This window comes from uncultured Desulfovibrio sp., assembly GCF_944327235.1.
GTDB lineage: Bacteria > Desulfobacterota > Desulfovibrionia > Desulfovibrionales > Desulfovibrionaceae > Desulfovibrio.
Map to the genome: position 1 here is coordinate 1 of NZ_CALVHE010000041.1, position 21,194 is coordinate 21,194.

Here is a 21,194-nt window from a genome sequence, read left to right on the forward strand (position 1 = left end):
GGTCAGGACACGTCCTCGCGTCCTGACGAACACCCCCAAACCACCCCCACAACCGCGCGCTGCGCCCCTTCCCCCCAAAACAACACCAACCACCAACCACCAGCCACAAACCACCAACACGGGGAGGCAGGGATTTGGAGAAGATCTATTCGGTCCGTGGGGTCGTCAAGCGGCGGCCGGGCAGTGAGTCGTTCCGCCTTGAGTTGGAGGCGTTGGACGTGGTGCGAGGGGACAGGCTGGCGTTGGTCGGTCCATCGGGATGCGGGAAGAGTACGGCGTTGGACTTGCTGGCTGGGGTATTGCGTCCTGATGGGGGGGAGCGTTTTTTGTTTGCGCCGCGGGCTGGGGAGGCGGCGTTGGACATGCTGGAGGTATGGCGTCGGGGTGGGGAGGCGAAGTTGGCGGCGATGCGTCTGCACCATTTGGGGTATGTGTTGCAGGTGGGTGGGCTGTTGCCGTTTTTGAGTGCTGGGGAGAATATCCTGTTGCCGTGCCGGGCGTTGGGGGAATTGGCGGCGCGTCGGGAGAGCGTGCGGGAGTTGTGCGAGCGTCTGCATATCGAGCGTTTGTTGGGGCAGATGCCGTCGCGGCTTTCGGTGGGCGAGCGGCAGCGGGTGGCCATTGCGCGGGCGCTGGCGCACGACCCGTCCATTTTGCTGGCGGACGAGCCTACGGCGGCTCTTGATCCGCAACATGCGCGGCTGGTGCTGGGTCTGCTGGCGGAGCTGGCCGGGGAGCGGGGGACGACGGTCATCATGGTGACCCATGCGCCGGAGATGGCGGAGGAGGCGGGTTTCCGTCTGGTACGGGTCTCGACGATGCGGGAGGGGGACGGCGGGACGCTTTCGCGCATCCGCCACAGTGAGGAGGCTGCCTGATGCGGCTTGCGTTGCAGAGCCTGCGGCTTGCCGTGGCGGACTATCGTCATGAGCGGCTGCTTTCGTTGTGTGCGATCCTGACGCTGGCGGCGGTGCTGACGCCGCTGCTCATTTTGTACGGGGTCAAGTTCGGCGTGGTGCGGACGTTGACCGACCGTCTGCAGAGCGATCCGCGCACGCTGGAGATCAGTCCTGTGGGGAGCGGCCATTTCGATGCGGACTATCTGGAGCGCTTGCGGGAGCATCCCTCGGTGGCATTCGTGCTGCCGCGCACGCGGGCCATCGCGGCGACCATCGACCTGACGGCCGGGGACGGGGCGCGGCTGACGGCCTCGCTGGAACCGAGCGCGGCGGGGGACCCGCTGCTGGCGCGGTACGGGGCGTCCGTCCCGACGCTGATGCTGGACAGCGGTCTGCACGGCGCGGCTCCCGACACGCCGCGTCGCATCCTCTGGAGCGGCGTCGTCCTTTCGGCTCCGGCGGCGGAAAAGCTGGGGCTGCGCGTGGGGGACGAGCTGGAGGGGCGGTTCGAGCGGCGTTATCAGGGGGCCGTACAGCGGGCGAGGCTGCCCCTGCGGGTCACGGGCATCTTGCCGCTGGCGGCGGAGCAGAAGAGTCTGGTCTTTGCGCCGCTGGAGGTGGTGGAGGCGGCGGAGGACTTCCGCGACGGGCGGGCGGTGCCGCTTTTCGGGGCGGAACGCGGCTGGACGGGCGAGCCTCGGCCGGAGGGGCCGCGGGTCTATGCGGGCTTCCGGCTGCACGCGCGCGGTCTGGACGATGTGCTGGCCCTGCGGCAGGCCTTTGCGGCGCGGGGGCTTGAGGTGTACACACAGGCGGAGGCCATCGCGCAGGTGCGGCAGCTCTCCGCCTCTCTGGATCTGATCTTTTCCCTTATCGGCGCGGCGGCGGGCGTGGGCTTCCTCACGTCCACGGCGAGCAACATGCTGGCCGCCGTGGCCCGCAAGGAGCGCCTGCTCGGCCTGCTGCGCCTCATGGGCTTCAGCACGGGGGCGCTGCTGCTCTTCCCGCTGGCCCAGAGCCTGCTGACCGCCCTGCTGGGCACGGCGCTGGCGGGGGGCATCTTTCTGCTGGCCGCGCAGGCGGTCGATCATCTTTTTGCCGGGTCGCTCAGCGGACTGGAAAGCGTCTGCCGCCTGCTGCCCGAACATTTCGCGGCCGCCCTGCTCATCGTGGCCGGGCTTTCCCTGCTGGCCACCATCGGTCCCGCCCTGCGGGCCGGACGCATCGAACCTTCGGAGGTCATTCGTGAAGTCTGATGCCTCATCCCGTTACGGCTTTCTTTCCCGATCCCGCCTTTTTGCCGCCCTGCTCGTGCTGGCGGGGCTGTGTCCTCCGGGCCTCGTGACCGAGGCGGACGCCGCCCTGCGGGCGAAGGAGAGCGTCACCGTGGAGGCGGCCACCGATCCCCGGCCCGCGGAGGACGACATCCTCCTGCCCATGCCGGGCGGGCTGCGGATGGCCTTCCGGCTGGTGGCCGTGCCCGCCCGGGGCTTGCTCTGGGACATGCCCCTGCGGCCGGGTCGCGACGATGCGGCCAACGACGAGCGGGCCTTTTACGATCGCCGCTATGCCGCCGCGCTGGCCGCGCCCTTCCGTCTGGAGGACCTGCCCGCCGACTGGCGCAAGTCGGCCCCGAAGGGATCGCATTATTTCTATCTGGTGGCCAAATACGAGGTGAGCCGCCTGCAATATGACGCCGTCATGCGGGACACGCCGCCCGATACCGCCGCCCTTGCGCCGGACGCGGCCCGGCCCGTCACGGACATAAGCTGGTACGACGCCGTGGACTTCACGCGGCGGTATACGCAGTGGCTGCTGCAAAACGCGCCGGACAGCCTGCCGCGCTTCGCGGGGGACAGCCGCAACGTGGGTTTCGTGCGGCTGCCCACCGAGACCGAATGGGAATACGCGGCCCGGGGCGGCCAGTTCGCGGGCACGCAGCAGCTCATGCGGGAGGATTTCTTCGTCATGGCCGAGGGGACGGACTTCGCGGATTACGCCGTCTACCGTCCCGAGGGGGCCGGGCGCATCGAGGAGGACGTCGCCCGCATCGGCTCGCGCAGGCCCAATCCGCTGGGTCTGTACGATACGGCGGGCAATGCCGCGGAGATGACGCTCGATCCCTTCCGTTTTTCCGTGGCCGGACGCCTGCACGGTTCGGCCGGGGGCATGGTGCGCAAGGGCGGATCGTTTTTGTCGGGAGAGGCCGAGATCATGCCCGGCCGCCGCGAGGAGACGCCCTTCTTTTTGCAGGACGGCCCGGCCCATGCGCGTGACCTCGGGTTCCGGCCGGTCATCTCCGGCATCAACACGCCCGGCGGCGACCGCCCGGCGACGCTCGTGGCCGAGTGGGACAAGGCCGGGGAATCGGCCGCGCCCCTCTCCGACCAGGATCAGCGGGCCGGACGCGATCCGCTGGAGGAGCTGGACCGCCTGCTGGCCTCCGCGCCCAATGAGGGCGTCAGGAAGAACCTGCTGGCCCTGCGGACGACCCTCAAGGAAAACAACATCATGCAGGAGCGGCAAAAGCAGCTTGAGGCCCAGTCCCTGCTGCGCACCGGCCTCTACCTCATCGAGACCATCCGCAATTACGCCAGCCGTCAGCAGTCGCTGGACAGCCAGCTTGTCCTGATGAAGAAGGATGTGAAGATCGCAAAGGGCGAAGTGAAGCAGCGCCTGCAAAAGCTCATCACCCAGTCCACCGAGGCCCGCAGGCAGTACGGCACGGGCATCGAGCGCACCCTGTCCTTCTACCTCGGCAAGCTTGAGGAAGCGGGCAGGCTGGATGCCGCCCTTTTCGCGGACAGCATGGAGCAGCTCGGCAAGGACTTCCCGGGCAGCGACGTCTTCAACGGCAACATGCGCCGCAACATGGACATATTCACCCGTCAGACGCAGGAGGCCCGGCGCGGCAAGGCCCTTGACCGCCGCCGCATCCTGCAGCAGATCCTTGCCAAGTAAGCCGCCCCGTCCCTGACGGGGCCTCCGTCCCAGACCTCAACAAAGGAGCGTCGTCATGAGCACTACCTTGCGTGTCGGTTGGATCGGCACCGGCGTCATGGGTCTTTCCATGGCCGGACACATCCTCAAGGCCGGTTTCCCGCTGACGGTCCACAGCCGCACCCGTTCCAAATCGCAGCCCCTGCTGGACAAGGGCGCGCACTGGGCCGACAGCCCGGCCGACGTGGCCCGGAACAGCGACGTGGTCTTTTCCATCGTGGGCTTCCCCGCTGACGTGGAGGCCGTCATGCTCGGCCCGGACGGGGCGTTGTCCGGTCTGGCGCAGGGGGGCATCCTCTGCGACATGACCACCTCCAGCCCCGCCCTTGCCGCCCGCATCGCGCGGGAGGCCGCCGCCCGCGGCTGCGCCGCCCTGGATGCGCCGGTGACCGGCGGCGACATCGGCGCGCGCGAGGCCCGTCTTTCCATCTTCGTGGGCGGGGACGCCGCGGCCTGCGAGCGCATCCGCCCCTGTCTCGAGGTCATGGGCACGTCCATCATGCACTGCGGCGCGGCGGGCAGCGGCCAGCAGGCCAAGCTGGCCAATCAGATCGCCGTGGCGGGCGTCATGTTCAGCGTCTGCGAGTCCCTGCTCTACGCGCAGGAGGCCGGGCTGGACGTGGACAAGTGGCTGGAACTGGTGGTGCCCGGCGCGGGCGGCAGCACGGCCATGAACACGCTGGGCCGCCGCATCCTCAAGGGCGACTACGCGCCGGGCTTCTTCGTGGAGCACTTCGTGAAGGACCTCGGCCTCTGCCTTGAGGAATGCCGCCGCATGGGCCTCGTCCTGCCCGGCACGGAACGCGCCGAGGAATGCTACCGCATGGTGCAGGCCCTCGGCGGCGGCAAGGACGGTACGCAGAGCCTCGTCCGCACCCTGGCGCAGGCCTGCGGCAAGCAGTGGAAACGGTAGAGGCGGGACAAGCCTCCTCCCGGCTCCCCCGCTTTCGGGCGGGGGGCATTTTTTTCTCCCGCCCGCACGGGGCGTTGCCGCAGGAGCGCCCTGCCTGTGACGAGGGCAGGACGCGAGGCGGCGGGCACAGCGTCGCCCGGCCGGACGTGAGCGGGATGACCGCGTTTTTCCGCGAAACGACAGGCCGTATGGTGTGAAGCGCAACGCGTTTCACACGGGAAAAGCTCTATATATTTTCGATGCGGACTGAGCGAGTGACTTGAGTGAATCTCTGTATGATGGATGCACTGAATGAATACAGTCCATCCATGTTTTGCGAGATGATCCCCATGTCGTTTTTCCAGGCATTGTATGACGGCATATCGATGGCGTCAGGTCTGATTCTCCGCGCCTGAATGAGGTCTACAAGATATTTCTGCGTAACCTCTGTGCCGAGACAATCCCGCAGCTGGGATTTTGCGCTGTGCGGGCTGGCATCGTTTCCCGGGATTTTTTCAAGCGGAGCACAGTCGCGATAGTCATTTTTCAGCGCACAGAGCAACCATGCCTCTGACTTGGGATTAGGCAGCATGGGACAGACATGCATGGTCGTGCCCGTTCTGTCCAGACAATACGCTATGCTGTCATGTTTTTCCTGCCAGCGCCCGCTTGCCTTCTGCTGGCTCCTGCTTCCATCGGTATCCCTGAAAAGGATGGGGAGGACCGCACAGCCTTTTTCTTGTGCCAGCTTATGGGCGCTGGCCAGAAGCGTCCACGCGGACTTTCGAAATTCCCTGTGCGAGCCAAGGGTCATTGGCCTTATGTTTCTGGCGATCCTGTTCAAGGCTTCTTCGGGAAGGAACCACATGGCACTGCCGAGAGCCTCAAAATGAAACAGAGTTTGTATGACGTGATCGATGAAATACGCCATCGGCCCCGGCTCCCAAGAGCCGGGGGCATGGATATCGCAATTTCCTGATGCCTTTCCAATATCCGTTGGCCCCTCGCCACTTGCAAGAACGAGCATGGCAATATTATCCTATACAAATTCAGAACTAAATAAGACTTCATCTATATTTACATCAAGAAAAACTTCTCCCGGGCTAAGATAGTCCAGCCGTTCTCTGACTTCGGGGATCTCAAAAAAACGTGTGATGCCTGTCGTCCCGTCAGATTTCTTATAGACAAGGAGAGTACTTTCGATAGCGACCGGATCTTGCATATAATTAATAATGACAGGATTATGGGTAGTTATCATGATTTGCTTGCGAAAATTCGTGATCAGGCCGACGAGCTTTTCCATTATTTCCGGATTGAAGCCATTTTCTATCTCGTCAAAAACGATGAATGTATCCGATGTCATGAATTCGGTCAGAAAACCAACAAGGCGCAACAATCCGTCACAGGTGTTTTGCGAGGAAAAGCAGCGCTGTACTTTACCGCCTTCACATGTTTCCATAAAGCAGAGTTCTTTCCATCCCCCCCGCAGCGTTACCGTCTGGATATCGCTGATCCACGGATAGAAATCCTGTATCCGGGAAACAAGATCCCTGCGCTGTTCATGAGAGAAAGAGGCTATCTTGCCGGAAAGGCATTCCCCTCCCCTGCCGATATTGGCATCTGTATCGACAGGCCGCGTCCGTGTGCGAAGCTGCTTTGAATTCAATGTATCGAAGGAATACATCTTCTTCATGAAATTGACGAATGGGGCCAAACCTTTTCGCTCAAGGATGCTTTCGTCAAGGATGGTAAGGAGCGATCCTTCATAGGTGAAAATATTCCTGGCTTCATCCTCGCCCAAAAACTTGTATTTTCCGTCCGCAACAGAAAAAATGATCTCCTTATCTCTCGTTATTTTTTCCCATGTACATCTGAGATGCACAACATTGAAAGAGGCAGACCAGTTGATGATCCGCCCGGAAAAGCAACCTTCAATTCCAAGGGTAATGTTACGCATCCCTTGCAATGCGGAGATGTCCCGCTTTTCCCAATTTCTTTCCTTCAGCCATGAAGACAGCTTGCCCCTAAAAATTTCTCCCACAAAGTCAATAGCTTGCAAGACAGTAGACTTTCCGGCTCCGTTCTTGCCTATCAGGCAGAGGAAGGTATTTTCCTGTGAAGGAGAAAACGGGATGTCAAAATCGTGCAGAGATTTGAATTTATCGATATAAAAGCGCGTGATACGATCCATGCTCATCCCCGCCAAGCTTGTTTTCCAAGATACCTCTAGCACGCAGGCTTGTGAAAGCCAAGCGCGGCCCCTCCCGATGTCTTGCCGCCAGCGCCTTGTACGGCAAGGAGCCTGTGCGACAAAGGCGCGGTAAGCCTACGGTCGAGACTCCGGCGACGCTTCCCCAGGCCGCCCCTCAGCGCTTTTCCGCCCGGTCCAGCGCCCGCCGCACCTGTCGGCACATGCCCATGAGGGCGTCGTATTCGTGTCGCCGCAGCCGGGCGCGGCCGAACAGGCGTCGCCACGGCATGAGGAAGTAGTCGGGATTGTCGCCGTGGAGGTAGTCGATACGCAGCAGCATCTCCCGCAGGGCGGCCATGAGGCGCTCCTGATCCGCCGCCGAGGCCAGCGGGCCGGAGCTGTCCTCCCCCTTTTCGCCGTTCCCGGCGGAGGAGGCGACGGTCTCCGCTCGCGGCCCAGTCGGCCCGGTCGGGGCGGTCGGCCCGGCGGCGACGGCCGGGCTGTCCTGGGCGCTCTGTCCGGTCGCGGCGGTCTCCGTTTGCGGGCCAAACGCGGGGATCGACGCCGTCGCGGGGCTTGGAGGACTCGTGCCGGTCGGGCCGGTGGCGGCCCGTCTGTCCCCCTCCCGCACGGCCGCGGCGCAGGCATACAGCACGATCAGCACCGCCTGCGCCAGATTGAGCGAGCTGGCCGCCGGGTCCGTGGGGATGCATACCAGCCGGTGGCAGTGCGTGATGGCGGCATTGTCCAGCCCCCTGTCTTCCGGGCCGAACACCAGACTCACCCGGCCGCCCTGCCGCAGGCAGCCGGCGACCTCCTCGGCGCAGCGTTCCGGCGAGAGCAGGGACTGCCGCCAGCCGCCGCGCCGGGCCGTGGTGCCGATGACCAGCGCGCTGTCGGCCACGGCCTCGGCCAGGCTGGGGTGGACGGTGATGCCGTCCAGCAGGGCCTGCCCCTTGGGCGTGGCCAGCGGGGACGCCTTGTCGCGCAGCCAGCGTTCCGGCTCCACCAGCGAGATGTGCCCGCAGCCCATATTGACGCAGGCCCGCGCCGCCATGCCGATATTTTCGGGGAAACGGGTCTGGACGAGCACCACGTCCAGCCCGCGCAGCAGATGTTCCATACCGGCTCCTTGAGCGTTCCAGACCCTGCGGCCTGTGGTTTCGCGGGAAAAACGCGGTCCCGCCGCGCACGTTGGGCCGGGCGGCGTGCCGCCGTCTCGCGTCATGCCTTTTCCCGCGGCAAAACGCTCGTGCGATGGGGACGCCCCGCCTCGTCCACGCGCCGGGCCGCCCTCCCCCGCGACATCCACGGGAGAGGGACGAACGCCGACGGACGGACGCGCGTCCCGTCCCTCAACAGAAAAGATGGCCCAGCCAGATCACGACCTGTCCCGCTTCCGCCGGGGGCGCGGACGGCAGCATGTCCGGCGGCGGGAGCGGCAGGGAGGACGGCGGTCCCGGCCAGATGCGCCGGGCGGTGAGGGCCACGATGGCCCCGCCCACGCCGCACTTGCAGACGGTCCCCAGGAAGCGCCCCACCATAGTGCCGAAGGCCGCATCCAGACTTTGCTGCAGCGGGCGCCCGCGCATCAGCTCCACCAGCAGACAGCCCAGCCAGGCCCCGAACAGCGCGCCGAGCAGCGCGCCGACGCCCAGCAGGAAGGGCGCAAAGACGACGGCCCCCACGATGGCCCCTATCATGCCCGCGAAGGTCCCCGTCTTGCTGGAACCGTGATGGCGGCCCTTGATGACCTGCACGCCGGTCTCGAGCACTTCGCCCAGCAGAGCCAGCCCCACGGCCATGACCCAGAACCAGATATCCAGGTCCCCGGGCTGGGGATGGACGAACTGCCAGATGCCCACCAGCGCGAGCACCAGCCAGTTGGCGGGCAGTCCGGGGATGTTGAGCAGCAGCACGAGGGCCAGCAGCACCACGAAGATGTAGGCCACCCCGTAGGAAAGGGCGTGCAACAGAGCTTCCATGCTCTTGTCCCTACTTCTTGAGACGCAGATCCTGCACGCGCACGGCCTTGCCTTCCGAGGACGGCAGGCTGTTGCTCTGCACCAGCTCCACGCGCGGCGTGATGAGGATCTCGTCCCGCAGGCGGTTGGCGATGGTCTTTTGCAGGCCCTGCAGGCTGCGCATGTCTTCCACGAAATACTCGTCGCGGATCTCCACCTGTACGCGCATCACGTCCCCGAAGCCGTCGTTCTCCAGCAGGATGAGGTAGTTCTGCCCCACCTGCGGGAAGCTCATCACCACCTGCTCGATCTGCATGGGATAGACGTTGACGCCCTTGATGATGAACATGTCGTCCGAGCGGCCCACGATGCGGTCGAGACGACGATGCTTGCGGCCGCAGGCGCATTCGCCGGGCAGGAAGCGGGTCAGATCGCGGGTGCGGTAACGCAGGATGGGCATACCCTGACGGCACAGGCAGGTCATGACCAGTTCGCCCGTCTGGCCGTCCGGCACGGGCTCGCCGGTCTCGGGGTCGATGATCTCCGGGATGTAGCAGTCTTCCCAGACGTGCATACCCTGCTGCAGCAGGCACTCGAAGGCCACGCCCGGCCCGTTCATCTCCGAAAGCCCGTAGGAATTGTAGGCTTTCATGTTGAACAGATCCTCGATGCGGCGGCGGAACTCCTCGGTATACGGCTCCGCGCCCACCACGGCGATACGCAGGGGGAACTCCCGCGGGTCCTCGCCCATGCTCCGCAGATGCTCGCCCAGGATGAGCGCATAGGACGGCAGGATGTGGGCCACCGTGGTCTTGAAATCCTTGGCCAGCTTGATCTGACGGCGGGAGTTACCCGGCCCGGCGGGGATGGTCATGCAGCCGATGCGCTCCGCCCCGAAATGGATGCCGAGACCGCCGGTGAACAGGCCGTAGCCGGACATGTTCTGGAACACGTCCTCCTTGCGCACGCCGACCATGTAGAAGCTGCGCGCCACCAGATCGGCCCAGGAATTGATGTCGTTCTGCGTGTGACAGATGGCCACCGGACTGCCGGTGGTGCCGCTGGAACAGTGCATACGCACGATCTCCGACTGCGGCACGCAGAGCATCCCCGTGGGATACTGGTCGCGCAGGTCCTGCTTGGTGGTGAAGGGGATGCGGCGCACGTCGTCCAGACTCCGGATGCTTTCGGGCGTCACGCCCGCCTCATCCAGACGGCGGCGGTAGAATTCGCATTTGCGGGCCTGCGCCACCGTGGCGCGCAGCCGCGTCAGTTGCGTGTGCTCGATCTGGTCGCGGCTCCACAGTTCCGCCGGATCAAAAACGTCCATCGTTGTTCTCCTTACACAAGGCAAATCTACACAAGATATCTCGCGGCGCGCGGCTCAAGCCTGCCGCGCCCGCCGTCTGGCCCAGCCCCAGAGCAGGCCGAAGCTGCCCGCCTGCATCATGTCCCCGTGCGGGGACAAAAATCTTCCCTGTCCCGCCAGCATGTCCCGGCGCGGCCCCAGGATGAAGGTCGGCACATAGCCTCCGGCCTCCTCGCAATACGGGCCGAAGGCCGTCCCGTGTCCGCCGCTGGCCCGCACTTCCTCGGCGGGCAGCCACGTCTTGCGGAACTGTTCCAGATCGGACAGTATCTCCGGCAGGGAGCGCATCCCGGTATGGTGTTCGTACACCCCGCGCACGATCCCCTTGTAGACGAGCGCCGCCACCGTGTGCCCGTTGCCCACGTTGACGATGGTGATGCCCTCCCGGAAACTGCGCTCCATGACCTCCGGTTCGCTCAGCGCCCCCAGCAGGACGCTCACCCCCGTGTCCGCCACCGGACCGCCCGTCTTGTCCCGCAGGGCGCGCAGGCGCGTGAGCAGCGGCGGCACGTCCGCATGTATCCACGCCTCCGGGCTGGCGGACTTTTGCAGCAGATCCTGCCACATCCGCATCCGGCCCGCCCGGTTGCCCTGACCGTGCTCGCCGTGGTCCTGCGCGGCGGCAAGCGTCAGGTGCGGCTGCGGCAGGCCCGCATGGCGCAGCAGCGACGCCCAGAATTCCGGCGAATAGTCCGTCAGGAACAACGGCACATGCCCCGCCGGACAGTCCTCGGCCAGTTGCACCCCCATGCCGCAGACCACGTCCTCCCTGTCATGCAGGGCGCGCGAGGCCGCCGCCGTGGCGCTCACCTTCAGGCCCGCGGCGATGTGCTCCCGCACCGCCTGACCGAAGCCCCCGCCCATATTGCCGCCGTACAGCCAGACATCACGCTTGAGCAGGGTCAGCTCGCGGATGCGCTGCGCCACCATCCGCGCCGGGGACGGCAGCACGAAACGCGGCCAGTTGTGCGGCTCAAGGCCGGGCCGGGCCAGCAGCGCGTCCTGCGTGCCGCTGCCGATATCCACACACAGCACCGGACCGGACCGGCGCAAAAGATCCTGGATCAGGGCATCCATAAGCGCACCTCTCGTCGCATTGATGTACGCGCAAGCCCGCCCCAGCGCAAGCCCCGCCCGCACCCGGCCGTGCCGTGCGGACGCGGGGACGGGCGCGGGGGGTACGTGTCCGGCGGAGAGGACGCGCCCCCCGCCGACAGGCATCCCCGGCGCATCTCCCCGCCCGCACGGATTGACCGCATCCGGCGATCCCGCCTATGCTTTGCGATACACCTCGCCGCGACGCGCCCCACAGCGGATGCCCCACAGCGGATGCCCCACAGCGGACGAAGGAGGAGAAGGATATGAAACAGTTTCTTCGTTCCGGCAGCCGATGGCTGCGGCAGGCGGGTCTGGCCCTGTCGGCGCTCCCGATGCTTTTCCCGCCCGCCGTCCCCGCCGCCGCGCCCGCCGTCCAGTCGCCGCCGAGGGGCTTCATCATGGACATGACGCCGCTTTTGGACGAACGGACCGGCCGTCTCCGGGCCATCGCTCCGGGCTGTCGCGCCGTCACCGGCATCATCGAGAGCCAGCCCTTCGTCTGGAGCCGGGATCTCGGCATGGTCCGCCTCCCGGTCTCGGCGCCGGATTACGGCATGGGCGTCTTTCTGAGCGACGACGGACGCACCATGACGGGCTTTCTCTCCCGCGACGACAGGGCCCATCCCGTCGGCTACGGTCAGACGTGGGCCAAGACCGGCTTTATCTGGCATCACAAGGGGAAAAGGCATTTCATGTCCCGGCACGGGCTGATCGACGTGTACTGGCGCGGCCTGTCGGCCGACGGTCGCGTCGCCGCCGGTGAGGGAAAGGAACCCGTCCCCGGCGCGCCCCAGCCTGACGCTCCCGAGGAAGAATGGGATCGGTACATCGCAACGCCGCAGGGCAAGAAGGCCATGGAAAGGGGCTACGTCTTCAACAGGCCGCTCTGATTCGTCCGGGAAGGCACGCGCTACAGAGAGATCCCCCGCTTCCTGAACGAAAGCTCGACCCCCCAGCGCGTCATGAGCCGCGACGGGAAAAAGATCATCTCTTTCCGGTCGGGAAACAGTTTTGTCCACGATCTCAAGACCGGCAAAAAGCGGCAGTTGACCTTCGGCGGCGCCGTCGCGGGCGGCGAACCCGGGAAAGAACGCAACATCGTCCGGGCGGGCGATCCGGGCAACCCCCTGTACCGCTGGGGGAGACAGCGGCTCCTATCGCACAACCATCTCCTTACGGACGCGGAACTGGCCGCTTTGCAAAAGAAAAAAGAGCTGGACCCCAAAAGCCCGATGCTCCTGGACTGGTTCATCCATGACATCGAGTCCTGCACGCCGAGCTTCGACGCGCGCTACAATCTGTGCCTCATCCTGTTGCAGCGATACCGGCCGGATCTCAGCCCCGACAGGCCGCTGCCGGGCGGCGTCAACCTGCTGGCCCGGCTGGACGACAAGGGCGGCGTCACCCCCATCACCGACGATGACGACTTTGCTGGCCCGCTGGGCGTACAGTGGGACATCAGCGACAACGGCAGGATCATCCTTTTCGAGCAGGAGCGCCGAATGTACGTCTGGGATGAGGACATCCCGGCCCCCAGCCGGTATGCCAACGCGTGGCCGCTCCGGGACTATCTGGCCTCGTTCGGGCTTGTCCTTCCTTCGGATCGAAGGATCTGGGACGCCATCATGAGCCCGGACGGACGCTGCTTCTTCGGCCGACTCGCCGCCGAAGGGGATGAAGAGCGCTTCCCCTACCGGGAGTTCCTCGCCTGCACGGGCGAGGGCATCGAACCGCCGCACTGGACCCTGAGGAAAGAGCTGAAAAACACGCGCCCGTAGGGCACGACGCCCGCAGGGGCCGCGCACGGGCGGAAAAGACGCGGCGGCAAGGAAACAGGGAAAGCCCTGAAAAAAGACTTGCCTGCCGCACGAAAAAAAGGTAAAGCTCTTCTTCGCCGCCGAGGTGGTGGAACTGGTAGACACGCTATCTTGAGGGGGTAGTGGCAATAGCTGTGCGGGTTCGAGTCCCGCCCTCGGCACCAGTCCGCAAGCAAGGGTCACGGAGATGTCCGTGGCCCTTTTTTGTTGTGGGTCACGGAGTTTCCCGCGGCTTTTTGTTGTGCCCCCGCGCTCTTGCCGCCTTCCGCCGCCCGGATGCGTCCCCCCTGCCCGGACGTGTCCCCTTGCCCGGCCCCGCGCGGCGTTCGGGGGGCGCTCCGGTTGACCGCGGCGGCCCATGCGGCATATCGTCGTCGGGCCTGTCCCGCACCGCACCACAAGAGCATGTTGCCGTTGAAAACGACATGACGCGAGGCGGCGACACAGCGCCGCCCGGCCAGAGATGAGCGGGGAGCGCGCCTTTTCCCGCGAAGCGACAGGCCGTATGGTGTGCGGCGCGAAGCGTTCCAAACGGGAAATGCTCAATACGACGAGGCAAGGCAAAGACGCTCCCAGCCCCGCCCGGCAGCCGACCCGTTTGCGCCGGAGGGCGGACAAGGCCCCTGCCCCGCGGCATGACGCCGCATGAAAAAAAAAACTTGCCAAGCTCCGCGCTTTGGCCTATAAGTTTCCTGCCGCCGAGGTGGTGGAACTGGTAGACACGCTATCTTGAGGGGGTAGTGGCAATAGCTGTGCGGGTTCGAGTCCCGCCCTCGGCACCAGTCCGCAAGCAAGGGTCACGGAGATGTCCGTGGCCCTTTTTCGTTATGGTCACGGGACTTCCCGTGACCTTTTTTCGTTGTGGTCGCGGCACTTCCCGTGACCCTTTTTCGTTGCCCTTTTTCGCTCGTCGCGGCCGTGACGGATGCTTTTTCTTTCTTTTTCGGCATGTTGCCTTTTTTTCAAAGGCAAAACGCGAGGCGGCGGCGCAGCGCCGCCCGGCCCAAACCAAGCGGAAAAACCGCGCTTTTTCCGCGAAGCGACAGGCCGTATGGTTTGGAACGCGAAGCGTTTCAAACCGAAATTGCTCTAAGTCCTGGACAAAGCTCCACAGGTGCAGGGCAGGAAGCTGGATCATCCAGATACCATGTGCGCGAAGGACATCACGGCAAGCCTCCATGACTGAGTTGAGCGTAGAGTAATTGCTTCGGGTGAAAGGATTGGTGCCATCTCTGGCCGCAGGCAACAATTCGCGCTGTGCCGCGATGAGAGCCTTGGCCAGTTCCGATATTTCAGCGGAACAGTATGCCAGCATGAGACCTCCCTACGAAAAAATGAAGCCCCGGAAGATGGATCCTCCGAGGCCACATATGTTTCTTTGCGATAATATCTATTAAAATTTTTTGATTATTTTTTTCTCAACATTTTTGCTTTCTCTTCGCAACATTCCATAATCTGGAAGGATCATGCATATCATGAAGATGCGTATGGAGAAGGAACATGCGTGGCGATAGCCGCCCAAGTGGCTACGGCTTTTTGAAATTCATCAACCGGGCGGTTTCAGCCACCAGGTTGATGATGGCCTCCTGCCCATCGACGGGCACTGTTCCGAGGATATCAGCCAATATAGCGGCACGCTCCATTACTGCTGAGGCGTTGCGATGAAAGAGAAAGGATACAGGGCATTGAAGTTCTTGAGCAATGTCTTCCAATCGGCTCATTTTAGGGGCCATTCGCCCTTTTTCCATGCGGTTCAGGGCATCCTGCGTGATACCAAGACGTATGGCCAGCTCTTTTTGAGAGAGCCCTAGCAACCGACGTCGCAAAGATATATTTTCGCCAACAATTTCAACAAGTTTCATGACAAAATCCTTTTTGTGACTTTGCCACGGATTGGGCATGAAATTTTTAATTTTAACTTCAATTAATTGACTTTATAATCCTATTTTGCAATTAGGGAGGTATCCGCAAACCTCATATCGAAGCCGAAGAAGTGAAGCAGCGAGACACGCAAAGACCGCAAACACCTCTACCAGCTTGCCATAACGAGTTACAATTTTACGATATTCTTTGATCTTGTTGAAAACGCCTCAATACGATGACGGACCTTGTAGAGATGTCTGCCGATGGTACGGGGATGATGATTCGTCCTTCTGGAGGGAATAACTTCTTCACATCCCTGCTGGGGAGGCGCATCTTAGGTTCCTGCTTGTCATAGCCCGTATTGGCTAGAATTTTTGTGTCATGATACTGTGTTAGAGCTTACTGATTTGAGGATACCCGGATGATTGCCCTGCCGCGATAGTATAAGCTATCAAATTACCGAGAGCATCCACCACTGCATGGATTTTGGAGGTAAACCAGCCACGACTTCGTCCGAGAGCCTGACTTGTTCCAGAGGCATGTCGAGCTCCGCACTATTATGAGCATGAACGTATGTCCCATCCATCATGATTTGGTTCATGGCGGCCTGTAAGATAAGAAGCACAAGGATAGCGATCAGATATCCTCTTTTCTGCCAACGCCTGAATCGGGGATATACGCTTATCCACGAACCATACTTCTCTGGCAAAGCTCGCCGTGGAGAGCGTTTGCAGGCACACCCTAGAAAGAGGGCGCCAAGTTTTCCGTGAAGATCGAGACAAGGCGGACCCGCTTTTGGAACAAGGCTGGGGCGTCTCATTCGCATACGTCCCTGAGTCAAACTGAAAGGAGCATGAACACATGTCACAAAGCTATGTGCTAGCCGTGGGAGCGGATTATCAGCCGACACCTGACGAGCGTGTGGCCGATAGTCTCTTTTCCCAATATGAACGAGTCATTGTGCGGAGTCTGATTACGTCTTTTGGGCTTGATATATTCATTCGTGATCAGCACGGCGGGGACGTAGACACTGTCCATAATGTCCGCCAAATTGATACCGATCCGCAAATGCACTATAAAAACGCACAAAATGAGGCAGACTATAAGAATAGAGGCGAATATAACTCCTATTCGTATCATGATAAAAACGAAAACTACAGGGCTACCAAGCATAACACGCGGCGCGCCTCGGATACAGGGACCACAACGGATGCGTACACAGGAAAGAAAGTCGCCTTTTCCAAAAGCGCGCCACCGGAGCAAAAAGCAAGCCTCGATCACGTCATATCCGCAAAGGAGATTCACGATGACCCAGCAAGGTCACTCGCTGGCCTGAGAGGCGAGGATTTGGCCAATTCCGACGATAATCTTCGCTTTACAAATGCGGCGCTGAACAGCTCCATGGGGGCTATGGATATCGAGGAGTATCTGGAGAAGCACCCCGAACTACCGCTGGAACAGAAAGAGAATATGCGGAAGGAGCACGCACGGGCAAAAAAAGCGTATGAAGACAAGATTAATCGAACTTATTATACCAGTCCGAAATTTCGAAAGGATCTGGCGATAGCCGCAGCGAATACGGCGGGCGCAATGGGTTTGCGACAAATGCTCGGCTTCGCGTTTGCTGAGATATTGTTTGCGGTAAAAGAAGAATTCCAAAAAGCGGCGAATCAGAATATCCGTGATTTGGGCATCCTCCTGAAAAATATCGGGAGGGGCGTAAAGCGGGGAATAGAAAATCTCAAGGCAAAATATAAAGAGCTTTTGGCAAAATTTGCGGATGGGGCTTTGTCCGGAGCTTTGTCCAGTATTACCACGACGCTGTGCAATGTATTTTTTACCACTGCCAAAAATGTTGTGCGCGTGATTCGGCAGACGTGGGCCAGCCTTGTGGAAGCGTGCAAAATCCTGTTCCTCAATCCTGACTGTCTTCCCTTCGGACAACGGATGAGGGCTGTCGCAAAAGTGTTGGCGGCGGGCGCCAGTGTTGTCGCTGGCACTATGGTCCAGGAAGCAGTTCAAACAACGCCTGTCGGAGCAATTCCTATCGTCGGCGATGTTGTAGCTACCTTCTGCGGGACAGCGGTTACCGGCATCATGGCGTGTTCGTTACTCTATTTTTTGGATCACAGCGAGCACTGCCAAAAGCTTGTCGGTTTTTTCGACAAGCTGCATTGTATCGATGCCACCGTCGAATACTTCCGCAAACAGGCCGCCTATTTTGAGGCGTTTGCCGCAAAGCTTGAGAACATCGACCTGGAAAAATTTCGCAAGGAAGTCGCCGGTTATCGAACAGTTGCGGACAAGCTGGAAGCTGCCCGGACAGATGCGGAGTTGAACGCCGTATTGCAAAGCGCCATGAAAACCATCGGCATGACCATTCCCTGGGGGCAAGGAGACTTCAACTCCTTCATGCGGGATCGTAGCCGCACCTTGGTATTGTAATGACGTTTCCCTGCAGTCAATGCGGCGCGTGCTGCCGTCGCCTTCGTCTCTCCGCACTATATGCGGGATTGGATAGAGGCGACGGAGTCTGTCGTTATCTTCACGATAATCTGTGTTCCATTTATGAGGAGCGCCCTCTTTTATGCCGGATAGAGGAAGGCTATGAGGCGTTCTATCGAGACATCATGGATCACGACACGTACTGGCAGATAACGTTGTCCTATTGTGCACAATTTCAAAATGAAGAGAAGAGGAAATAATCATGCCGATCCCGATTATTCTTGGTGTGGCCGCGGTTGCCGCAGGTGTGGCTGGCGTGGGGGCTGGAATTAATGGAGCCATAAAGGTGAGCGATGCCAGCGACAAAATGGAAAAAGCCCAAAATCGCCATGAAAAAAATCTTGAGAGACTCCTTGACGACCGGACTCTTACTCAAAAGGAGATGGATGAGTTAGGCAAATTCGAGCTTGAGATCTTATCCAGCTGGAAAAAATTTCAAGATGTGTTCGAAAAAATCCATAATCGTCCGGTGATTAAAGAATTCAATAAGGATGGTATCGTCCTGCCTGCATGTGACTTCGAAAAACTCAAAGAGACTTCCATACGTGCAAGGGCTATAGCTGACGCTTTAACTGGGGCGGCACTTGGAACCGCTGCTGGTTTAGGCGTGTTCGGTGCCCTGTCGGTGGTTGATAAGTTGCAAGGAATCGACCCCACCTCCATCGGAAAGATGATAGCTTCGCTGAGCGGTGATGCGACGACACCAAATGCGACCTTCGGCCCAAATGGCGGTGCGCTCGCAGTCGGAAGCGGCGCTATCGCAGCCGGAGTGGGTTCGGCTCTCATTGGAGGAGCGGCCTTGGGCATCGGTTTGCTCGTAGGTGGCCTCTATTTCAACAGCAAAGCGGACGAACGTACTAAAGAAGCAGACGAGGTATGGTCGCAAATGCTGACATTGGAACAGGAGTGCAACAGGGAACGTAAATGGTTGAGCGAACTGAGAATAGTTGCAAGGGTTCATCATCAATCTCTGAACAAAGTAAATGGCATCTACCAGCAACATCTGGTCTGGATGGATCGTGAGATAAATATCTTTGGCAGACAGGATTATGAGGATTTCAATGATGAGGAGCGGATACGAATAGAAAACACTTCCCTGCTGGTCAGCCTGCTGAACGCAATGTGCGGCGTGGCCTTAGTGGAAAAATCCGTGGAGGGCAAGACATTGCCATCTATCCGTAAGAAGGCCGTGCAAGACTCCATTGAAAAGGCGGATGGCGTCCTCAAAACGATAAAGAAGTGGGGGGACTGCCTGTGATAATTCAACCACCTCCGTCGATCTTGTCGATACTCCTTGCGTCGGCTGCCGGTATAGCGGGTATTCTCATGGATTCGATGAAGAAAGTGATAGAGGACAAAGAGAAAGAAGACAAAGAGAAAAAAGAGAGATGAAAATAAAATGAAAGCTGCCCGGATTCGGGGCACTCAGTATTTTCATGAGCTTCACAAGAAGCTGAATACGGATGCGAAATTTCACTTGTGGCTACCTGTTTGTGTTTTTACCAAACAGGTAGTCGTTTTTTCTCCGCTGTTTTTCTTTCTTGCTTTCCATATTTTGGAATAACAAGACTCCATACTCACCTCATGCGTTTGAAAAGAACGCAAACCCCTAATCTTTTCTGGAGGATCTTCATGGTTCGTATCGCTTGTTTCGTTGCCGGGTGTATCGTCGGATATGTGGCGTCCGGCTATATTGAAGGATTTCGGGAACAAGAAGAAGATAGACGAGAATCTTTGCCGGAAGGAACGGAGGGGGAAGCATGATGCGACCATATCCGTATCCTCCCATTTGGCCGCCTATCGTCATTTTTTCCCCTGATGCGGCCAGTAAATGCGGGAAACTTGTCTCACGCCTACTCTGGGAGGCTAGACAAAAGGCAAAGGACATAGGTAAAGAACATAAGAAAATCCTAAAGCGAACGTGCTGAAGCACATTTGAGAGTCTCTATCCCGCCTGTAGCGGTTGTCGGTGATCGCTACGGACGGATCACGTTGCGGGAGCGGATATTGCCAACCAAAATAGACCAGGACAGTACACCGGGAGTAAAGCTCCTGCGCTTGTTCAGAAAGCTTATGCTCAACGGCAGACGTCATTTTCAGTCTGAGCTTGCGGAGGAGTTACAGTGTTCGCCACAAACCATCATACGTCTCATGAGTGAGATCGAGTCGGTGATTGGCATAAACCTCGAATCCGGTACCGAGAATAGGAGACGCTGGTATCGGATGAAACCTCTTTCCCGGAACGGTCTGGGACTGGAGTTTGAAGAACTGCGCTATCTGGCGATATGCCGTGATCTGGCGGCTCCCATCCTGCCGAGAGATGTCCGCCGTCGGGTGGACGACACCATCTTTAATCTTTCACTCCTCATGGCGGATCATGCGTACGCCGCGCATGAGCAACGGGAGCGATTTTCCTTCTTTGCCAAAGGCAAGATCGATTATACCCCACATTTTCAGCAAATAGAAACCCTGCTGCAATCAGCGGAAGAGAAACGGATATGCCTTGTCCAGTACAAGGCCGCCGGAAAGCAGAGCATCAGCGAGCACCGCCTTGCCGTCAACCGTCTCGTCTCCATGAACAACGCCCTCTATGTGCTGGGCGCGGTGACCACTGATGACTTCAAAGACATGCGTAGACTTATCAATCTGGCCGTACACAGGATCAAGGCAGTCACGTTGACGGATAAACACTTTTGCTTCGATATGCCTGAGGCGGAGCCGGGTAATTTTGGTCTGCCGTGGCATGAGCCAAGAACATTTCGCATCCGTTTCACCCCCGGCAGGGCTTCGGACTATGTGCGGGAAAGGATTTGGGCGGACAGACAACAACTGGAGGAGTTGGATGACGGTGGGGTAATGCTTGAAATCACGACCCGCAGTGAACCGGAACTCATGGCCTGGGTGCGGAGCTTCGGGGAGGACGCGTGCCTGATTGGCAGGGAGTAAGTGTGCGGCCGATGCATTCCCTAAGCTCAGGACTCATTATTACATGCGGTCTGTGATGCCTTGGGGCGTCCGATTCGGACGTTGCTAACCGCCGGTCCTGTCAGTGATTACGCTGGCGCGGCATACTTGTTGCCCAGTTTATCATCAGCTCCAGTTCTTCTTGTCGACAGGGGCTATGGCGCGTCATGGATCCGCAAGCATTTGAAACGTCAGAACTGTATACTCTGCATTTCAGCTCGAAAAACACAATAAGTCAAGAATATTACGACAAAAGACTGCATCGGCAGCGCACAAGATAGAGAATATGTTTGCTCGCTTAAAAGACTGGCGGCGCATAGCCATGCGCTATGATCGCTGTGCTCATACTTTCGGCAACCCATATTACTGCCATTATTATTTTTTACCTTTAATGAGTCTTGACCCCACCACGCGGACAGTCCCCCCGAAGGTCCAACGTCTCTCCGGCACAGTGCACCGACTCAGCAAGGGAAAGCCGCCTTTCCCATCCCTCATCAAGGGACGACGTAGCGCTTGCGAAGCGGGAACGACGGTTCCGCTTGCTGACGTAAGCGCGGCAGGGCGCGGAGGAGATCGCCGCCCCGCAGGGGCGGAAGCTCCGACGCCGGACGGACGCTCGTCCCGCGCGGGCG

The 21,194-nt window shown here is 60.2% G+C and carries 17 protein-coding genes, 2 tRNA genes and 2 pseudogenes; 13 read left to right on the forward strand and 8 right to left on the reverse strand.

All coding sequences use genetic code 11. From position 1 onward, the window contains the following. Positions 1 to 221: 221 nt before the first annotated feature. The 4 genes from Q0K00_RS07160 to Q0K00_RS07175 are packed head-to-tail and all read left to right on the forward strand — an operon-like array spanning position 222 to position 4,812. Positions 222 to 878, forward strand: a complete 657-nt coding sequence (locus Q0K00_RS07160) for an ATP-binding cassette domain-containing protein (protein WP_297228298.1) — start codon at positions 222 to 224, stop codon at positions 876 to 878. Further along, positions 878 to 2,155 (forward strand): FtsX-like permease family protein, encoded by a 1,278-nt coding sequence (locus Q0K00_RS07165; protein WP_297228283.1) that lies wholly within the window; start codon positions 878 to 880, stop codon positions 2,153 to 2,155. Before Q0K00_RS07160 ends, Q0K00_RS07165 begins: the two co-directional genes overlap by 1 nt. Beyond that, on the forward strand, positions 2,145 to 3,860 hold the full coding sequence (locus Q0K00_RS07170) for an SUMF1/EgtB/PvdO family nonheme iron enzyme (protein ID WP_297228284.1): 1,716 nt from the start codon (positions 2,145 to 2,147) through the stop codon (positions 3,858 to 3,860). The genes Q0K00_RS07165 and Q0K00_RS07170 overlap by 11 nt, the downstream gene beginning before the upstream one ends. Before the next feature lie 55 nt (positions 3,861 to 3,915). After that, on the forward strand, positions 3,916 to 4,812 hold the full coding sequence (locus Q0K00_RS07175; RefSeq protein WP_297228285.1) for an NAD(P)-dependent oxidoreductase: 897 nt from the start codon (positions 3,916 to 3,918) through the stop codon (positions 4,810 to 4,812). 226 nt (positions 4,813 to 5,038) lie between these two features. Here the strand turns inward: Q0K00_RS07175 and Q0K00_RS07180 are convergent, their stop codons facing one another. The 6 genes from Q0K00_RS07180 to Q0K00_RS07205 all read right to left on the reverse strand — a co-directional run bounded on the left by Q0K00_RS07180 (position 5,039) and on the right by Q0K00_RS07205 (position 11,392). Then, complete coding sequence (locus Q0K00_RS07180; protein WP_297228286.1) at positions 5,039 to 5,818, reverse strand: hypothetical protein; 780 nt, start codon at positions 5,816 to 5,818, stop codon at positions 5,039 to 5,041. A 12-nt stretch (positions 5,819 to 5,830) separates the two neighbouring features. Next, positions 5,831 to 6,982 (reverse strand): AAA family ATPase, encoded by a 1,152-nt coding sequence (locus tag Q0K00_RS07185; RefSeq protein ID WP_297228287.1) that lies wholly within the window; start codon positions 6,980 to 6,982, stop codon positions 5,831 to 5,833. Between the two features lie 175 nt (positions 6,983 to 7,157). Beyond that, a complete protein-coding gene (locus Q0K00_RS07190) occupies positions 7,158 to 8,096 on the reverse strand; it encodes a TrmH family RNA methyltransferase (protein ID WP_297228299.1) in 939 nt (312 codons plus the stop codon). A 241-nt stretch (positions 8,097 to 8,337) separates the two neighbouring features. Continuing rightward, positions 8,338 to 8,967 carry a DUF456 domain-containing protein gene (locus tag Q0K00_RS07195; RefSeq protein ID WP_297228288.1) on the reverse strand — a complete coding sequence of 210 codons (630 nt, stop codon included), beginning with the start codon at positions 8,965 to 8,967 and terminating at the stop codon, positions 8,338 to 8,340. A 10-nt stretch (positions 8,968 to 8,977) separates the two neighbouring features. Next, entirely contained in the window at positions 8,978 to 10,276 is a 1,299-nt protein-coding gene (locus Q0K00_RS07200; RefSeq protein WP_297228289.1) for a phenylacetate--CoA ligase family protein, read from the reverse strand. Between the two features lie 54 nt (positions 10,277 to 10,330). Further along, positions 10,331 to 11,392, reverse strand: a complete 1,062-nt coding sequence (locus Q0K00_RS07205) for a DUF1786 domain-containing protein (protein WP_297228290.1) — start codon at positions 11,390 to 11,392, stop codon at positions 10,331 to 10,333. Positions 11,393 to 11,676: 284 nt separating this feature from the next. On the opposite strand from Q0K00_RS07205, the gene Q0K00_RS07210 reads away from it, so the two are divergent. The 4 genes from Q0K00_RS07210 (at position 11,677) to Q0K00_RS07225 (ending at position 14,012) form a co-directional block, all read left to right on the forward strand. After that, positions 11,677 to 12,303: a hypothetical protein gene (locus Q0K00_RS07210; protein WP_297228291.1), complete on the forward strand. Its 627-nt coding sequence runs from the start codon at positions 11,677 to 11,679 to the stop codon at positions 12,301 to 12,303. A gap of 72 nt (positions 12,304 to 12,375) precedes the next feature. Next, positions 12,376 to 13,191 (forward strand): hypothetical protein, encoded by an 816-nt coding sequence (locus Q0K00_RS07215; RefSeq protein WP_297228292.1) that lies wholly within the window; start codon positions 12,376 to 12,378, stop codon positions 13,189 to 13,191. Between the two features lie 118 nt (positions 13,192 to 13,309). Continuing rightward, positions 13,310 to 13,394, forward strand: a tRNA-Leu gene (locus Q0K00_RS07220). A gap of 533 nt (positions 13,395 to 13,927) precedes the next feature. Next, a tRNA-Leu gene (locus tag Q0K00_RS07225) sits at positions 13,928 to 14,012 on the forward strand. A 401-nt stretch (positions 14,013 to 14,413) separates the two neighbouring features. Here the strand turns inward: Q0K00_RS07225 and Q0K00_RS07230 are convergent. Continuing rightward, a pseudogene (locus tag Q0K00_RS07230) lies at positions 14,414 to 14,545 on the reverse strand (single-stranded DNA-binding protein); the annotation flags it as partial. A 211-nt stretch (positions 14,546 to 14,756) separates the two neighbouring features. After that, positions 14,757 to 15,092, reverse strand: coding sequence for a helix-turn-helix transcriptional regulator (locus Q0K00_RS07235; protein ID WP_297228293.1), 336 nt, complete (start codon positions 15,090 to 15,092; stop codon positions 14,757 to 14,759). 862 nt (positions 15,093 to 15,954) lie between these two features. Between Q0K00_RS07235 and Q0K00_RS07240 the strand changes: the two genes are divergently transcribed. The 5 genes and pseudogenes from Q0K00_RS07240 to Q0K00_RS11835 all read left to right on the forward strand — a co-directional run. Next, a complete protein-coding gene (locus Q0K00_RS07240) occupies positions 15,955 to 17,538 on the forward strand; it encodes a hypothetical protein (protein ID WP_297228294.1) in 1,584 nt (527 codons plus the stop codon). A gap of 262 nt (positions 17,539 to 17,800) precedes the next feature. After that, the gene (locus Q0K00_RS07245; protein ID WP_297228295.1) at positions 17,801 to 18,856 is read left to right on the forward strand and encodes a hypothetical protein; all 1,056 of its coding nucleotides are present in this window, start codon (positions 17,801 to 17,803) and stop codon (positions 18,854 to 18,856) included. 374 nt (positions 18,857 to 19,230) lie between these two features. Next, positions 19,231 to 19,362, forward strand: a complete 132-nt coding sequence (locus Q0K00_RS07250; protein ID WP_297228296.1) for a hypothetical protein — start codon at positions 19,231 to 19,233, stop codon at positions 19,360 to 19,362. 387 nt (positions 19,363 to 19,749) lie between these two features. Further along, positions 19,750 to 20,544, forward strand: coding sequence for a WYL domain-containing protein (locus Q0K00_RS07255; RefSeq protein WP_297228297.1), 795 nt, complete (start codon positions 19,750 to 19,752; stop codon positions 20,542 to 20,544). A 51-nt stretch (positions 20,545 to 20,595) separates the two neighbouring features. After that, positions 20,596 to 20,796 (forward strand): annotated as a pseudogene (locus tag Q0K00_RS11835) (IS5/IS1182 family transposase); the annotation flags it as partial. Positions 20,797 to 21,194: the final 398 nt, after the last annotated feature.

Excerpts from the sequence above, each read along its gene's own strand:
- Q0K00_RS07165 (WP_297228283.1), top strand. The coding sequence starts at position 878 with ATGCGGCTTGCGTTGCAGAGCCTGCGGCTTGCCGTGGCGGACTATCGT.
- Q0K00_RS07175 (WP_297228285.1), top strand. The coding sequence starts at position 3,916 with ATGAGCACTACCTTGCGTGTCGGTTGGATCGGCACCGGCGTCATGGGT.
- Q0K00_RS07180 (WP_297228286.1), bottom strand. The coding sequence starts at position 5,818 with ATGCTCGTTCTTGCAAGTGGCGAGGGGCCAACGGATATTGGAAAGGCA.
- Q0K00_RS07185 (WP_297228287.1), bottom strand. The coding sequence starts at position 6,982 with ATGGATCGTATCACGCGCTTTTATATCGATAAATTCAAATCTCTGCAC.
- Q0K00_RS07195 (WP_297228288.1), bottom strand. The coding sequence starts at position 8,967 with ATGGAAGCTCTGTTGCACGCCCTTTCCTACGGGGTGGCCTACATCTTC.
- Q0K00_RS07200 (WP_297228289.1), bottom strand. The coding sequence starts at position 10,276 with ATGGACGTTTTTGATCCGGCGGAACTGTGGAGCCGCGACCAGATCGAG.
- Q0K00_RS07205 (WP_297228290.1), bottom strand. The coding sequence starts at position 11,392 with ATGGATGCCCTGATCCAGGATCTTTTGCGCCGGTCCGGTCCGGTGCTG.
- Q0K00_RS07210 (WP_297228291.1), top strand. The coding sequence starts at position 11,677 with ATGAAACAGTTTCTTCGTTCCGGCAGCCGATGGCTGCGGCAGGCGGGT.
- Q0K00_RS07215 (WP_297228292.1), top strand. The coding sequence starts at position 12,376 with ATGAGCCGCGACGGGAAAAAGATCATCTCTTTCCGGTCGGGAAACAGT.
- Q0K00_RS07235 (WP_297228293.1), bottom strand. The coding sequence starts at position 15,092 with ATGAAACTTGTTGAAATTGTTGGCGAAAATATATCTTTGCGACGTCGG.
- Q0K00_RS07240 (WP_297228294.1), top strand. The coding sequence starts at position 15,955 with ATGTCACAAAGCTATGTGCTAGCCGTGGGAGCGGATTATCAGCCGACA.
- Q0K00_RS07245 (WP_297228295.1), top strand. The coding sequence starts at position 17,801 with ATGCCGATCCCGATTATTCTTGGTGTGGCCGCGGTTGCCGCAGGTGTG.
- Q0K00_RS07250 (WP_297228296.1), top strand. The coding sequence starts at position 19,231 with ATGGTTCGTATCGCTTGTTTCGTTGCCGGGTGTATCGTCGGATATGTG.
- Q0K00_RS07255 (WP_297228297.1), top strand. The coding sequence starts at position 19,750 with ATGAGTGAGATCGAGTCGGTGATTGGCATAAACCTCGAATCCGGTACC.